The sequence below is a fragment of the Paraburkholderia sprentiae WSM5005 genome (genome assembly GCF_001865575.2).
Taxonomy (GTDB): Bacteria; Pseudomonadota; Gammaproteobacteria; order Burkholderiales; family Burkholderiaceae; genus Paraburkholderia; species Paraburkholderia sprentiae.
Window position 1 is genome coordinate 3,311,220 of record NZ_CP017561.2, and the last position, 15,218, is coordinate 3,326,437.

Annotated in this window: 18 protein-coding genes; 2 read left to right on the forward strand and 16 right to left on the reverse strand. The window is 60.7% G+C overall.

The window, feature by feature from the left end; all coding sequences use genetic code 11:
• Window positions 1–86: 86 nt before the first annotated feature.
• From ccsB to BJG93_RS15125, 3 genes are all read right to left on the reverse strand, one after another.
• Window positions 87–1,298, reverse strand: a complete 1,212-nt coding sequence (ccsB, locus tag BJG93_RS15115; RefSeq protein WP_027199064.1) for a c-type cytochrome biogenesis protein CcsB — start codon at window positions 1,296–1,298, stop codon at window positions 87–89.
• Window positions 1,299–1,302: 4 nt separating this feature from the next.
• Window positions 1,303–3,513, reverse strand: a complete 2,211-nt coding sequence (locus BJG93_RS15120; protein WP_027199065.1) for a cytochrome c biogenesis protein ResB — start codon at window positions 3,511–3,513, stop codon at window positions 1,303–1,305.
• Window positions 3,514–3,631: 118 nt separating this feature from the next.
• The gene (locus tag BJG93_RS15125) at window positions 3,632–4,285 is read right to left on the reverse strand and encodes a c-type cytochrome (RefSeq protein WP_027199066.1); all 654 of its coding nucleotides are present in this window, start codon (window positions 4,283–4,285) and stop codon (window positions 3,632–3,634) included.
• Between the two features lie 222 nt (window positions 4,286–4,507).
• On the opposite strand from BJG93_RS15125, the gene yihA reads away from it, so the two are divergent.
• A complete protein-coding gene (yihA, locus tag BJG93_RS15130) occupies window positions 4,508–5,170 on the forward strand; it encodes a ribosome biogenesis GTP-binding protein YihA/YsxC (RefSeq protein ID WP_027199067.1) in 663 nt (220 codons plus the stop codon).
• Between the two features lie 280 nt (window positions 5,171–5,450).
• Window positions 5,451–6,449, forward strand: coding sequence for a porphobilinogen synthase (gene hemB / locus BJG93_RS15135; protein ID WP_027199068.1), 999 nt, complete (start codon window positions 5,451–5,453; stop codon window positions 6,447–6,449).
• Window positions 6,450–6,573: 124 nt separating this feature from the next.
• Here hemB and dsbD read toward each other — a convergent pair whose 3' ends face one another.
• From dsbD to rpsE, 13 genes are all read right to left on the reverse strand, one after another.
• Complete coding sequence (dsbD, locus tag BJG93_RS15140) at window positions 6,574–8,463, reverse strand: protein-disulfide reductase DsbD (protein WP_027199069.1); 1,890 nt, start codon at window positions 8,461–8,463, stop codon at window positions 6,574–6,576.
• Window positions 8,456–8,788: a divalent-cation tolerance protein CutA gene (gene cutA, locus BJG93_RS15145; protein ID WP_027199070.1), complete on the reverse strand. Its 333-nt coding sequence runs from the start codon at window positions 8,786–8,788 to the stop codon at window positions 8,456–8,458. Before cutA ends, dsbD begins: the two co-directional genes overlap by 8 nt.
• A gap of 185 nt (window positions 8,789–8,973) precedes the next feature.
• A complete protein-coding gene (gene rplQ, locus BJG93_RS15150) occupies window positions 8,974–9,366 on the reverse strand; it encodes a 50S ribosomal protein L17 (protein WP_013090750.1) in 393 nt (130 codons plus the stop codon).
• 190 nt (window positions 9,367–9,556) lie between these two features.
• Window positions 9,557–10,534 carry a DNA-directed RNA polymerase subunit alpha gene (locus BJG93_RS15155; RefSeq protein ID WP_027199071.1) on the reverse strand — a complete coding sequence of 326 codons (978 nt, stop codon included), beginning with the start codon at window positions 10,532–10,534 and terminating at the stop codon, window positions 9,557–9,559.
• Between the two features lie 125 nt (window positions 10,535–10,659).
• A complete protein-coding gene (gene rpsD, locus BJG93_RS15160; RefSeq protein ID WP_027199072.1) occupies window positions 10,660–11,283 on the reverse strand; it encodes a 30S ribosomal protein S4 in 624 nt (207 codons plus the stop codon).
• A gap of 147 nt (window positions 11,284–11,430) precedes the next feature.
• Window positions 11,431–11,835, reverse strand: a complete 405-nt coding sequence (gene rpsK / locus BJG93_RS15165) for a 30S ribosomal protein S11 (RefSeq protein WP_006052224.1) — start codon at window positions 11,833–11,835, stop codon at window positions 11,431–11,433.
• Window positions 11,836–11,863: 28 nt separating this feature from the next.
• Window positions 11,864–12,229: a 30S ribosomal protein S13 gene (rpsM, locus tag BJG93_RS15170; RefSeq protein ID WP_027199073.1), complete on the reverse strand. Its 366-nt coding sequence runs from the start codon at window positions 12,227–12,229 to the stop codon at window positions 11,864–11,866.
• Between the two features lie 41 nt (window positions 12,230–12,270).
• Window positions 12,271–12,387, reverse strand: a complete 117-nt coding sequence (rpmJ, locus tag BJG93_RS15175) for a 50S ribosomal protein L36 (protein ID WP_004199844.1) — start codon at window positions 12,385–12,387, stop codon at window positions 12,271–12,273.
• A gap of 20 nt (window positions 12,388–12,407) precedes the next feature.
• Window positions 12,408–12,626, reverse strand: a complete 219-nt coding sequence (infA, locus tag BJG93_RS15180; RefSeq protein WP_004521905.1) for a translation initiation factor IF-1 — start codon at window positions 12,624–12,626, stop codon at window positions 12,408–12,410.
• Between the two features lie 8 nt (window positions 12,627–12,634).
• Complete coding sequence (gene secY, locus BJG93_RS15185; RefSeq protein ID WP_013090753.1) at window positions 12,635–13,981, reverse strand: preprotein translocase subunit SecY; 1,347 nt, start codon at window positions 13,979–13,981, stop codon at window positions 12,635–12,637.
• Between the two features lie 46 nt (window positions 13,982–14,027).
• A complete protein-coding gene (gene rplO / locus BJG93_RS15190) occupies window positions 14,028–14,462 on the reverse strand; it encodes a 50S ribosomal protein L15 (RefSeq protein WP_027199074.1) in 435 nt (144 codons plus the stop codon).
• A gap of 29 nt (window positions 14,463–14,491) precedes the next feature.
• Entirely contained in the window at window positions 14,492–14,674 is a 183-nt protein-coding gene (gene rpmD / locus BJG93_RS15195) for a 50S ribosomal protein L30 (RefSeq protein WP_008923335.1), read from the reverse strand.
• Between the two features lie 11 nt (window positions 14,675–14,685).
• Window positions 14,686–15,204 carry a 30S ribosomal protein S5 gene (rpsE, locus tag BJG93_RS15200; protein WP_009888402.1) on the reverse strand — a complete coding sequence of 173 codons (519 nt, stop codon included), beginning with the start codon at window positions 15,202–15,204 and terminating at the stop codon, window positions 14,686–14,688.
• Between the last annotated feature and the right edge of the window lie 14 nt (window positions 15,205–15,218).

Genomic DNA, 15,218 nt, shown 5'->3' on the forward strand with positions numbered 1-15,218 from the left:
GGGCGCAACGCATATTCCGTCCGCCATAAAAAAACCGCCGGTGCCAAAGCACGCGGCGGTTCTTAGTCGTTTCAGCGCGGCGGATCTTACAGCTTGCCGTAGCTATGCAAGCCCGACAGGAACATGTTCACGCCGAGGAACGCAAAAGTCGTGACCAGCAGGCCGGTCAGCGCCCACCATGCGGCGAGCGCGCCGCGCAGGCCCTTCATCAGACGCATGTGCAGCCAGGCCGCGTAGTTCAGCCACACGATCAGCGCCCACGTTTCCTTCGGGTCCCAGCTCCAGTAGCCGCCCCACGCTTGGGCGGCCCACAGCGCGCCGAGAATCGTCGCTATCGTGAAGAACGCGAAGCCGACCGCGATCGACTTGTACATCACGTCGTCGAGCACGTCGAGCGCCGGCAGACGATCGGCGAGCACGCCGCGTTCCTTCGCCAGATACGCGACGCCCACCATCGCGGACAGCGCGAAGCTGCCATAACCGATGAAATTCGCCGGCACGTGGATCTTCATCCACCAGCTTTGCAGCGCCGGCACGAGCGGCTGGATCTGCTGCGCATCGCGCGCGACCGAGTACCACATCAGGAAGCCGACGGCCGCGCTGATCACGAGCAGCACGAAGGCGCCGAGCGCGCGCGTGTTGTAGTGCTGCTCGTAGTACAGGTAGAACAGCGCGGTGATCAGGCTGAACAGCACGAACACTTCATATAGGTTCGAAATCGGAATATGGCCGACATCGGCGCCGATCAGGTACGACTCGTACCAGCGCACCATCATGCCCACGAAGCCCATCAGCACCGCCGCCCACACCATCTTCGAGCCGATCGCGGCGCCGGTCGGCGAGCGCGATAGCAGCGCGATCCAGTAGAACACAGTCGCGAATACGAACAGTGCGCTCATCCACAGGATGGCGGACTGGCTCGACAGGAAATACTTGAGAAAAAACGCGTTGTCGGCGCGGCTCAGATCGCCGTGGTAAATCTGGATCGCAAGCAGCGACAGTGCAGCAATGCCCACCATCAGAGGACGCACCGGCTTCCATCGCCAGCCGAGCACCACGAAAACCGGTACCGAGCACACTAGCACCAGTTTGTCGTAGTAGTTCATGAACGGGTAATAGCGCGACAGCGCGAACCCTGCGCCCCCGACGAGCGCGAGCGCGAACAGCCAGTCGACGATACCGAGCCGTTTCAGGAACGGCCGTTCGTCGTAATACGGGAGCTCGGGCGTGCTGCTCGCAAACGCTTTGTCGGCGCGTGAAGCAGAAGAAGAGGCGGAGGAAACCTGAGTCAAGTCCATGATCTTACCGGGTCGAATCCTGTGAGCTTGCCGACCGTGCGGCGGCCTGAGCGGCCGGGCTGGCATCGGCCACTTCGATGAGTTTCGCGCCCAGTGCGGCGCTCACCGCGTCGCGCGTCTGGACGAACTCCTTCTCGAAGTCTAGCGTCTTGCGTGCGCTCGACATCGCCATCACGACGCTGGTGCCGTGATCCGAATCCTTCAGCCAGAACCACAGACGCCGTTCGCGAACGTAGAACATCGAAAAGATGCCCAATACGAGAAGCAGGCTGCCAAGATACACGACTTTTTTGCCCGGCGCGCGCGTCAACTGAAATACCGAAGCTTGCACCTGCTTGAATGAGTCAAGCTGCAAATAGACCGGCGATCCATACAGAAAGCTGTCGGATATCGCATTGAGCGAACTCTGGACGAAGCGGCTCGTGTCCGCGTCGGCCGGCGCGGCGGGCTCGCCTTGCTGCTGGCGCGACAACTGCCATAAGTCCCACGTCACGCCTTCGAGCATACGCAGCAGCAGGCCCGCGGCCTTTTCCTGCTCACCCTTCGGCACCGATCGGTCGATAAACCCAGCGATCGCCTGGAAGCCGCCGAGCGTTTCGCCGTTCGGCATCTTCATGCTGCTGTCGGCCCCGGCAAAAAGGGTCAACACGCGTAACGCACTTTCCTGCAGATGCTGCTGCAACTCCGCATTGGAACCCGGCACCGCGCGCTGCGCGAACCGATTCGCGGCGATGGCGCGTTGGTTCGGGTCCTCGAGCGTGGCGCGCAGGTTCATCCATTCCTTGAGCGTGCCGCCGCTGTCGGCGGGAATGCGCAGGTAGCGGAACGGGTCGTCGGGATTCACCCGCATGCCGGCGAGGAACATCTTCTCGCCGTTCACGTCGACCGGCAGCATGTAGTTGTTGTACTCGCGCGCCTGGCCGTCCTTGCCGCGAATCTTGTACTGCACCGACGGGCCGACGTTATGCAGATCGAGCGGCTTCGAGGTCTTCGCGCCGGAGCCGAGGCGCTCGTCGAACGCTTCCTTCAGCGAGTGTTGCGGGGCGACCCCGCGCGCATCGCTCTTGCCATTGCCGTTCGAGACGTTTTCGACGTTGATCGCGCGGAAGTCGGTGAATTCGACGGTCTGGCCGTCGGCGAGCGGCGTGGCTGAGCTCAGGGGCGCGCTGCCGCCAATCGTGCCGCCAAACGGCGCGGGCTTCGCGCTCGGACCGGACATCGGGTAGGCGGTCATCTGCATCTGCGAGCCGCCGTCCTGGAAGCTCGATTGATAGATCGACACGCCGTCGTATTCGAACGGCTTGTTGACCTCGACGCGCGCCGGCACACGCGCGCCGGTCTTGTGATCGACCACGACGATGTCGCTCGCGAACAGCTTCGGCATACCGGTCGAGTAGTAATCGACGATGAACTTGTTGAGTTCGATCGAAAACGGCAGATCCTGGATCAGCGAACCGCCGGGCTGATTCAGGATGGCGGTCGACACGTGCTGCCCTTCGGGCACCCACGCATAGCCGCGGAACGTCGGGTTCGATTGCGACAAGCGATGCTCGGGTGGAATGTCGTTGATCACCGTGTTCGAGTTGATCGGCGACTTGTCGAACAGCCACATTTGCAGCTTGATCGGCAGATTGCTGTCGAGCAGGCCGCCGAGGCAGATCACGACGATCGCAATGTGCGCGGAGATGTAGCCGAGCTTCGTCAGCGCACCACGCTTCGCGGCGATCAGCGTCGCGCCGTCCGATTCGCGCGTGACGAACTTGTAGCCGAGCTTTGTCGACAGCCTCGCGAGCACCGCCGCGGTCTGCGCGCGCGTGCCATGCACCGCGAACTCGCCCTTGTGATGGAACGCGCGCAGGCTGCCTTCGCGAACCTTGTCCTTCCAGCTCTTCGCGTCGGCGAGCATCTTCGGCGCATTGCGGATCACGCACAGCGACACCGACACCATCAGAAAGCCGAGAATCAGCATGAACCACCACGAGCTGTACACCGTGTAGAGGCTCAACGCGCGGAAGATGTCCGCCCAGAACGGACCGAACTGGTTGACGTAGTTGGGATATGGATCGTCCTGCGTGAGGACGGTACCGATGATGCTGGCGATCGACAGAATCACGAGCAGCGCAATGGCGAAACGCATCGAGCTCACGAGCTCGATGGTGCTGCGCATGACGCGATTGCCCGACTTCGACTGCAGACCCGACGTGGTGACGCTCATTCAAACTCCGACTGAACAGCAAAAAAGGGTGAAGGGCTGTCGTAGCTACGACACCCTCACCCTTTTCTTGTTTTTCGCCGGCTTCGCTGAGCCGGTGGGATTCGCGCATCCGAACCGCTTAACGCAGGCCCGCGATGTAGTCGGCAACCGCCTTGATGTCGTTGTCCGACAGACGCGATGCTATCGCATGCATCGCGTCGTTGTTATTACGAGCGCCCGGGCCTTGCGTAAACGCGGTCAACTGCGTCACCAGGTACTCGGACCACTGCCCCGACAGGCGTGGATACTGGATCGGAATGCCCTGCCCCGTGGGCCCGTGGCAGGCCGCGCAGGCCGGCACCCCGCGGTCGGCAATCCCGCCGCGATAGATCTGCTGACCCAGCGCGACGGTGTTCTTGTTGTGCGCATAGCCTGGCTTGGGCGTCTGCGTCGAGAAGTAAGCCGCGACGTTGATCATGTCCTGGTCGGAAAGCGCGGCGGCCATGCCCGCCATGATCGGATTGTTGCGCGCGGCCTGTTTGGCGCCTGGCTGTGTCTTGAAATCTCTGAGCTGCTTGACGAGATACTCGGGATGCTGGCCCGCGAGCTTCGGGTATGCACCGCCTGCACTGTTGCCATCCGCGCCATGACACGACGCGCATACCTGTACCGCGATTGCCTGCCCCCGATTGATGTCCGGCTTTGCCGGATCTGCTGCTCGTGCCTGAATTGCCAAACCTGAAAGACCTGCCGCTACCTGAAGCACCATCAGCGTCTTGCACAGTCGATTCATTCGCACACCCTGTCTCGTCTTGTGGGATTTTAGAGGTTCTGCAAAGTACGACGACGGCGACCGAATGACCGCCAGGAGCCGCCAAGGCACGTGGGGGCGGCCTCCTAAGGTTTTCAGTAAACCATCGTATTGTACAATAACTCGCTAATCGCTTAGACGCCAGTCGGGCTTGACCCCTTTCCCGCTGCGGGCTTCCGCGGCGTATCCATCCTGGCTTCCACCATGCCCTTCCTGCTCCACGAATCCCGCTTCTATACCACCGTCAATCATCTGCGTGATCTGCCGGCCACTGCGCAGCCCGAGATCGCTTTCGCGGGACGCTCCAACGCGGGCAAGTCGACCGCGATCAACGTGCTCTGCAATCAGAAGCGACTTGCGTTCGCGAGTAAGACGCCCGGCCGCACGCAGCACATCAATTATTTTTCAGTCGGCAAGGCAGATGAGCCGACAGCGTATCTGGTCGACCTGCCGGGCTACGGTTATGCGGAAGTGCCCGGAGCGGCGAAGGCGCACTGGGAAGCGCTGCTGTCCACGTATCTGCAATCGCGCTCGCAACTGCGCGGCATGATCCTGATGATGGATTCGCGCCGCCCGCTGACCGATCTCGATCGACGCATGATCGAGTGGTTCGCGCCGACCGGCAAGCCGATCCACACGCTGCTCACCAAATGCGACAAATTGACGCGCCAGGAAAGCACGAACGCGTTGCGCACCGCGCAGAAGGGACTGGCCGAATATCGGGCCGCGGGCTATCGCGGCGAACTCACCGCGCAGCTCTTTTCGGCGCTCAAGCGAACGGGGCTCGACGAGGCGCACGAACTGATCGAGAACTGGTTGATCCCGGAGGCAGCGGGCGAAGCAGGCGACGCACCGGCCGCCGGTTGACCGCATCGCCGCGCCGGAATCCCGCAGTGCGCATGGATGCCTGTAATAAGACCCGCATCAAGGCACGTTTGCGGCCGCCCCATAAAAAAACCCGCCGCTTGAACGGCGGGCCAAACAGCCTAATCGAAAAACGACAGGCACCCGCTCAGGGAGGAGAAGCGGGGAGGTCAGCGCTAGGCGCCTTGCTCGATCGGTATGATATACCATTGTCTCGAAAAGTTTCCGGGAGCGGAGCCAGGCGCGTTTGTCCACTCCATCTATCCACGATCCTCGATTCGATATGAGCTTCTACCCGCACTACCGTCCGCGCCGCATGCGCCATGACGACTTCTCGCGTCGCATGATGCGGGAGAACGTCCTCACCACTAGTGACCTGATTTACCCCGTCTTCATCGTCGAGGGCACCAACGAGAGGCAGGCCGTGCCATCGATGCCGGGCGTAGAACGCGTGTCGGTCGATCTGCTCATGGGCGTGGCCGAGCAGTGCGTCGAATTGGGTGTGCCGGTTTTGTCGCTGTTTCCCGCAATCGAGCCCTCGCTGAAAACGCCCGAAGGCCGCGAAGCGGCCAATCCGGCGGGCCTGATCCCGCGCGCGGTGCGCGAGCTGAAGAAGCATTTCCCGGACCTCGGCGTGCTCACCGACGTGGCGCTCGATCCCTACACGAGCCACGGTCAGGACGGCGTGCTCGACGAAGCCGGCTACGTGATCAACGACGAAACCGTTGAAATCCTCGTCGAGCAGGCGCGTGTGCAGGCGCAAGCCGGCGTCGACATCGTCGCGCCGTCGGACATGATGGACGGTCGAATCGGCGCGATCCGCGAAATGCTCGAGAGCGAGGACCACATCCACACGCGCATCATGGCGTACGCGGCGAAATACGCTTCGGCGTTCTACGGCCCGTTCCGCGATGCCGTCGGTTCCGCGACGAACCTCGGCAAGAGCAACAAGATGACCTACCAGATGGACCCGGCCAATTCGAACGAGGCGCTGCGCGAAGTGCAGGCCGACATCGACGAAGGCGCGGACATGGTGATGGTCAAGCCGGGCATGCCGTATCTGGACATCGTGCGTCGCGTGAAGGACGAATTCCAGTTCCCCACCTACGTGTACCAGGTGAGCGGCGAATACGCGATGCTGAAAGCCGCCGTGCAGAACGGCTGGCTCGATCACGATAAGGTCATGATGGAATCGCTGCTCGCGTTCAAGCGTGCCGGCGCGGATGGCGTGCTGACGTATTTCGCGCTCGATGCCGCGAGGATTCTGCGTTCGCAGAAGTAAGCCGGACGCGGTCTGGCGTGCGGCCGTCGAGATAAAAAACGGAGGCGAACCTTGGGGTTTCTCCTCCGTTTTTCTATGCCGCCCGGTGGCACCGCGGCGGCCTTGAACTATCCGCGGCGTTCGATTACACGCCGGACGCGCTCGCCCGATCCAGCGTACGCAGGAATTTATCGGCCGATTCGTAGCCGATCACTCGCAACACTTCCTTGCCGCTCTGATCGAAGAAAATAATTCCAGGCGGCCCGAACAGTTTGAAGCGCTTGAGCAGCGCCTGGTCGTCGGTACTGTTTGCAGTGACGTCGGCGCGCAGCAGCTTCATCTGCTTGAGCTTCGCCTGAACGCGTGGGTCGCTGAACGTGAATTTTTCCATCTCCTTGCAGCTCACGCACCAGTCCGCGTAAAAATCGAGCATCGCAGGCTGAGCGGCCATTTTGACAACCTGGTCGAGCTCGTCCGCTGAACTTACCGGCGCGAACGCCAAATCGCTTTGGGACGCCGCGGCGGCCGCGCTGGAGCCATTTCCCGCGATGCTCGACTGGTTGCCGGCGCGAGCCGCGAGTACCGCCAAGGGTCGCAGCGGATCCGACGATCCCGCCGCCAGACCAACCAGAAGCGCAACCGCCCAGACCGTCATCGCGACGCCGACCGCCCGCCCGAGCCGGTGCCATATCGAGCCACCCGTCACCGGCTTCGAAAACAGGCCGAGTGCAACCGCGGCGATGAGCAGCCAGAGGGCACTCAATAGCATCAACGCTGCCCTGCCGAGAACCGGCCATACGATCCACAGTGCCGCGGCGAGCAGAACAACGCCAAAGAACACCTTCACGCCGTCCATCCACTTGCCCGCGCGCGGCAGTAGCGTACCCGCGCCGAGGCCAATGATCAGCAGCGGCACCCCGAGCCCGATGCCCATCGAGAATAGCGCCGCGCCGCCGAGCACGGCATTGCCGGTGTGCGCGATGAACGCGAGCACCGCAAAAAGCGGCGCGGTCATGCACGCGCCGACCACCAGCGCCGACAGCGCGCCCATCACGGCGACCGCGGTCAATTTGCCACCCGACCGTCCTGCTGACGCGCTCGACATGCGATCGCGCCAGCGCGGCGGCAGTTCCAGATCCACGCCGGCGATCAGCAGCAGCGCAAAAATCGTCAGAAGCCCGCCGAACGCGCCGAGCACCCAGGGGTTTTGCAGCCACGCGCCGAGGCTCTGCCCGACGAGTGCCGCTATGACACCCAGGACCGTGTACACGAGCGCCATCCCGATGACATACGCGAGCGACAGCGCGAAACCCCGCCCACGCGTGACGCGCGCGCCCTCACCGATGATGATCGCAGACAGGATCGGAATCATCGGATAGGAGCACGGCAGCAGGCTCAGAATCGCACCCGCGACGAAATAAAGCCCAACGATCGCAAAGAAGCCGCCCCGCTGCAGCAGCGACTGCGCGTAGTCGGCGCTGGTCGCGCGTTCGTACCAGGGTTCGTGGTCGTTGGTGGCGGATTGTCGCGCGGTGGGGGCGGTTCGGGTTACTGCTGCGCCGCCAGCCGGCTGCAGCGCCTCGCCGCTGACGTGATACACGCGTTCCATCGGCGGATAGCAGATGCCGGCGTCGGCACAGCCCTGCGACGTCACTGAAAGATCGAACGGTCCGGCAGCCTGCTTGACCGGAACACGAATCGTCAATTCGTTGCGATACGTCTCGACATTCTTATTGAATGTTTGATCGAACTTCACGTGACCGGCTGGCAGTTGAGGCTCGCCAAGCGTCGCCGTGCCGTTGCGGATCGCGAACGCGAAGCGCTCGCGGTACATGTAGTAGCCCTCTGCAATCCTATAGGTGACGACGACTTCGCCGGGTTGCTCCGTGGCGCTGAACCGAAATGCGACGGCCGGGTCGAGGAAGTCGTCCGCAGCGCGCGCGAGCGTTGCGACTTGCGCAAGGAACATGCAGCCGAGCAAAAAGAATACGGTGCGCAGCGCAGCGCGCGCGTGCCGGTCAAGACCGTTAAACATGAAGAGGGCGTTGGGTTTCAGTAGTGATCCACTGGCCGTAGGCGGTAGAAGCCGTCGCTTGCCATGAGAGGATTTCCGGTGTGTCGTAGGGATGGTGAGCCTGAATGAATTGCTCCAGTTCGAGCGCACGAGCGGCGGTGGTCTTGAATAGGAGCTGGATCTCCTGCGCGGTTTCGATTGCGCCCTGCCAGTGATAGCTGGACTGCACGCTGCCGAGCTGCGTGACGCACGCGCAAAGGCGCGCGGCGAGCGCGTCAGCGGCGAGCTTTTGAGCGACGGCCGCATCCGACACGGTCGTCAGTACCAAGGTCACATTCACACTCACATCTAGCTCCGACGCGCGCGATTTCGGTCCCGATATCGTATCACCTGGCCCTGCCGGCTCGCAGAGCGCCGCGGTGCGAGTGCGGCATTGGGCCACAGCAACAGGCTTCGACGCCGACAAAAATCAGTCACCGAAAACAAAAAAGCCAGGCAATGCGCCTGGCTCTTTGTCGAAGCTAAAGAAGCTTACTCGGCTTCTTGGACTTCCGTTTCTTCAACTTCCGGACGGTCGAGCAGTTCGACCAGTGCCATCGGCGCGTTGTCACCAACGCGGAAGCCGAACTTCAGCACGCGCAGGTAGCCGCCCGGACGGTTTGCGTAGCGCGGGCCGAGCACGTCGAATAGCTTCGTGACCGAGTCGCGATCGCGCAAGCGGTTGAACGCCAGACGCCGGTTTGCGAGCGACGGCTTCTTGCCGAGCGTGATCAGCGGCTCGACGACTTTGCGGAGTTCCTTCGCCTTCGGCAGCGTGGTCTTGATGACTTCGTGCTCGATCAGCGAGTTGGACATGTTACGGAGCATTGCCAGACGGTGGCTGCTCGTGCGGTTCAGTTTCCGCAGACCATGACGGTGACGCATGTTGATTCCTTCAGTTCAAAGTTTTTGTCCAGCTCTTCTATCGCACTCGTTTGCCGCATCGACGGCAGACAGTCAGCGCACGGGCCGGTAGTAAAAAAGACAAGACGCGGATTTTAAAGGAGAATCCGCGTCTTTGCCAGCAAGGTACAGCAAACACAACCGGCGGGTTACACCCGAACGACTGCTCGGCTTACTTGTCGAGACCAGCCGGCGGCCAGTTTTCGAGCTTCATGCCGAGCGTCAGACCACGCGACGCCAGAACTTCCTTGATTTCATTCAACGACTTGCGGCCCAAATTCGGCGTCTTGAGCAGCTCGTTCTCAGTGCGTTGGATCAGGTCGCCGATGTAGTAGATGTTCTCGGCCTTCAGGCAGTTCGCGGAGCGAACCGTCAATTCGAGATCGTCAACCGGGCGCAGTAGGATCGGATCGATCTGCGGTGCGCGCGACGGTGCTTCCGCCGCAGCTTCGGTACCTTCCAGCGCCGCGAACACCGACAACTGATCGACCAGAATGCGCGCCGACTGACGGATCGCTTCTTCCGGCGAAATCACACCGTTGGTTTCGATATTCATCACGAGCTTGTCAAGGTCGGTGCGCTGCTCGACACGAGCGCTTTCGACCGCGTAACTCACGCGACGAACCGGCGAGAACGACGCATCCAGCACGATCCGACCGATGATCTTGGCCGACTCTTCACCGTAACGACGCACATTGCCCGGCACATAGCCACGGCCCTTTTCAACCTTGATCTGCACGTCGAGCTTGCCACCCTTCGACAGATGCGCAATCACGTGATCCGGGTTGATGACCTCACAATCATGTGCGAGTTCGATATCGCCGGCGGTGACCACGCCTTCGCCTTCCTTGCGCAACGTAACTGTCACTTCGTCACGGTTATGCAACTTGAAGACGACGCCCTTCAGGTTCAACAACAGGTTAACCACGTCCTCTTGCACACCATCGAGCGTCGAATACTCGTGCACGACGCCTGCAATCGTCACTTCGGTCGGCGCGTAGCCGATCATCGACGACAACAGCACGCGGCGAAGCGCGTTACCCAAGGTGTGGCCATAACCGCGTTCAAACGGTTCCATGACCACTTTCGCGTGGCTCTCGCCAAGCGATTCTACTGCGATGATCTTGGGCTTCAACAAACTGGTTTGCATAGGTTTTCCTTTTCAATACCCTCGGCTCGTTACACCGATAAGGCTGACCGGTAACAACCTGAAAATAAACAGCCGAGACGCCCCCCTTGCGCAGCGCAATCGGGGTGCCCCGGCCGTCAATCCGATTACCGCGAATACAATTCGACGATCAGGCTTTCGTTGATGTCGCCAGCGATCTCGCTGCGTTCCGGCTTCTGCTTGAAGGTACCTTCGAACTTCTTCGCGTCGACCGCGACCCAGCTCGGCATGCCGCCTTGTTCAGCGAGCGACAGGGCTTCGACGATACGAGCCTGCTTACGCTTTTGTTCGCGTACGGCGACGACATCGCCGGCCTTCACTTGCATCGACGGAATGTTCGACACGACGCCGTTCACCGTGATTGCCTTATGGCCGACGAGCTGACGTGCTTCAGCGCGCGTCGAGCCGAAGCCCATGCGATACACGACGTTGTCCAGACGCGACTCGAGCAGTTGCAGCAGGTTTTCACCCGTGTTGCCCTTCAGGCGATCTGCTTCAGCGAAGTAGCGACGGAACTGACGCTCGAGAACGCCGTAGATACGCTTCACTTTTTGCTTTTCGCGCAGCTGCGTGCCATAGTCGGACGTACGTGCGCCCGAGGTACGGCCGTGCTGTCCGGGCTTGCTGTCAAGCTTGCACTTGTCTGCGAGCGAACGGCGTGCGCTTTTCAGGAAGAGGTCGGTGCCTTCACGGCGGGACAGTTTGGCCTTGGGGCCGATATAACGTGCCACGTTGATTCCTTCTGTGATTTATCACGCGAATGCTTCCAGTCGCGCTAGTCCGGACCCTTTGGGTCGAACGGTGGGCTTAGTCAATTCAATAATGCGTGCAGCCTGCCGCCGCTCAAGCCGGCAACAGGCGCTCGCAAAACCCGCCTCTCAGATACGACGACGCTTAGGCGGACGGCAGCCGTTGTGCGGGACCGGCGTCACGTCGGAGATCGCGGTGATCTTGATGCCAAGACCATGCAGCGCGCGCACCGCCGATTCGCGGCCAGGACCGGGGCCCTTGATCCGCACTTCGAGGTTCTTTACGCCGTATTCCATCGCTACGCGGCCCGCCGATTCAGCTGCCACCTGAGCCGCAAACGGGGTCGACTTACGCGAGCCCTTAAAACCCTGACCGCCCGACGTTGCCCAAGCAAGCGCGTTGCCTTGACGGTCGGTGATCGTGATGATGGTGTTGTTGAACGACGCGTGAACGTGAACCACGCCCTCGGCGACGTTCTTCTTGACCTTCTTGCGAACGCGTTGCGCCGCGGAGTTGTTCGAAGCCTTAGCCATTACGTTTTCCTGTAACTGTCAGTTCCGCTTACTTCTTCAGCGATTGCGCTGCACGACGCGGACCCTTGCGCGTCCGGGCATTCGTACGCGTGCGCTGGCCGCGCAGGGGGAGACCCTTACGATGCCGCACGCCACGATAGCAGCCGAGATCCATCAGGCGCTTGATGTTCATCGTCGTTTCACGGCGCAAATCGCCTTCAACGATGAACTTGCCGACTTCATCACGCAGCTTTTCGAGGTCTGCGTCAGTCAGGTCTTTGACCTTCTTCGAAAATGCCACACCAGCAGCGACGCAAATGTCGCGCGAGCGCGTGCGACCGATACCGTAAATAGCCGTCAGGCCGATTTCAGTATGCTGGTGATTCGGGATGTTAACCCCTGCGATACGAGCCATTGTTTTTCCTCAAACAAAAAGCGCAAGCAAAAGCGCGGCGTTCAGCCTTGACGCTGTTTGTGGCGCGGATCAGAGCTGCAAATCACGCGCACAACGCCTTTGCGCTTGATGATCTTGCAATTGCGGCAAATGCGCTTAACCGATGCCATCACTTTCATGATATTACCCTTTTTTCAAATCACTTCGCCCGGAACACGATCCGCGCACGCGACAAATCGTAGGGCGTCAATTCAACCGTCACCTTGTCGCCCGGCAGAATCCGGATGTAGTGCATCCGCATTTTGCCGGATATGTGTCCCAACACGACATGGCCGTTTTCCAGCTTCACCCTGAAGGTAGCGTTAGGCAGGTTCTCGATTACTTCACCCTGCATCTGGATAACATCGTCTTTGGCCATAAGTCCTTTCAACGCATCGGGACGCCGCCGCCTTTGAAATTAGCCTTCTTCAGCAGCGATTCATACTGTTGCGACATAACGTACGACTGCACCTGCGCCATGAAATCCATTGTGACGACAACAATGATCAGCAGCGACGTTCCACCAAAATAAAACGGCACGTTCCAGCGCAGCACCAGAAACTCGGGCAGCAGGCAAACGAACACGATGTAGATCGCACCGGCCAGCGTCAAACGCGTGAGGATGCGGTCGATATATCGCGCCGTCTGATCGCCCGGACGGATGCCGGGGACGAAAGCGCCGCTCTTTTTCAGGTTGTCGGCCGTTTCCCTGCTGTTGAACACCAGCGCGGTGTAGAAGAAGCAGAAGAAGACGATCGCCAACGCGTACAGCAACACGTACACGGGTTGACCGGGCTTCAGGGCTTCGGCCACGTTGTGCAACGTGTCTGCGAACCAGCTGGTACGCGAGCCCGAACTGAACCAGTTCAGGATCGTTGCCGGGAAGAGAATGATCGACGATGCGAAGATCGGCGGAATCACACCCGACATGTTCAGCTTCAGCGGCAAATGCGAGGACTGTCCGCCGTAAATCTTGTTGCCCACCTGCCGCTTTGCGTAGTTCACAAGAATCTTGCGCTGGCCGCGTTCGATGAACACCACCAGATACGTGACCGCAGCAATCAGCGCGACGACGATAATCGCCGAGATGATGCTCATAGAACCGGTTCGCACCAGTTCAAAGAGACCACCGATTGCGTTCGGGAAACCCGCCGCAATACCGCCGAAAATGATGATCGAGATACCGTTGCCTAGCCCGCGCTCCGTGATCTGCTCACCCAGCCACATCAGGAACATCGTGCCCGTCACCAGCGTTACGACCGTCGTCAACCGGAACACCATCCCCGGATCTATCACGAGGCCCGGCTGATTTTCCAGTGCGACGGCAATACCGAACGCCTGGAACGTCGCCAGCACAACCGTGAAGATCCGCGTGTACTGCGTGATCTTTCGCTGACCCGCCTGCCCTTCCTTTTTCAGCGCTTCCAGCTGCGGCGAGACGATCGCTAGCAACTGCATGATGATCGACGCCGAAATGTACGGCATGATCCCCAGCGCGAAAATGGTGAACCGCGAAAGTGCGCCACCCGAGAACATGTTGAACATGCCAAGGATGCCGCCCGACTGGCTTTGAAATAACTTCGCCAGTTGGTCCGGGTCGATGCCCGGCACCGGGATATGCGCGCCGATACGGTAGACGACCAGCGCCAGCAGCAGGAACACTGCTCGCCGACGCAGATCGCCGAACTTCGCCGCGCTGCGACCGGGTTTTGCGAGACTCGGACTGTTAGCCAAGTACCTTCTCCGATGCAAATGCTAGTGACGGCAAATAACTTGCGCGTTACTCGGCAAAAGAGCCACCGACTGCTTCGATAGCAGCGCGCGCGCTCTTCGTCGCACCCAGACCCTTTACAACGACCTTGCGCTTCAGCTCGCCCGTTGCGATGATCTTGGCGCTACGGATCAGCTCGCCGACCAAGCCGGCTTGCTTGAGGGCCAGCAGATCGATTTCATCGACTGGCAGCTTCTCGAGATCCGAGAGACGCACTTCACCGACGAATTCCTTCGTCAGCGAGGTGAAGCCACGCTTCGGCAGCCGGCGTTGCAGCGGCATTTGCCCGCCTTCGAAGCCAACCTTGTGAAAGCCGCCCGAACGCGACTTCTGCCCCTTGTGACCACGGCCAGCGGTCTTGCCGAGGCCGGAGCCAATGCCGCGACCAACGCGACGCTTTGCGTGCTTCGCGCCTTCAGCCGGCTTCAGGTTATTCAATTCCATTATCAACTCCTTGAGTCCGGGTCAGCCGCTTAGCTGATGACCTTAACGAGGTACGAAACCTTGTTGATCATGCCGCGCACAGCCGGCGTGTCCTGCAACTCGCTGACCGAGTTGAGTCGGCGCAGGCCCAGACCACGCACCGTTGCGCGGTGCGATTCACGGGTGCCGATCAGGCTCTTGACGAGCTGGACCTTGACAGTTTTATCAGACATGGTGTCCACCTTTAGCCCAGAATTTCTTCGACGGACTTGCCACGTTTCGCAGCGATGTCGCCCGGCGTGGACTGCTTGCGCAGGCCGTCAAGCGTCGCACGAACGAGGTTGTACGGGTTCGTCGAACCGTGGCTCTTGGCCACAACGTTCTGCACGCCCATCACGTCGAACACTGCCCGCATAGGGCCGCCAGCGATCACGCCGGTACCGTCCTTCGCCGGAGCGAGCAGAACCGTCGACGCGCCGTGCTTACCGTGCACTTCGTGTTGCAGGGTACCGTTTTTCAGCGGCACCTTGAACATGTTGCGGCGAGCCTGTTCCATCGCCTTCTGGACAGCGACAGGCACCTCCTTCGCCTTGCCCTTGCCCATACCGACGCGGCCATCGCCGTCGCCAACCACGGTCAGTGCGGCGAAGCCGAGAATACGGCCCCCCTTCACGACCTTGGTCACGCGGTTGACCGAGATCATCTTTTCACGAAGGCCGTCGTCGCGTTCGTCAGCCTGAACTTTAGCTTGCATCTTTGCCATGACGAATTCTTCCC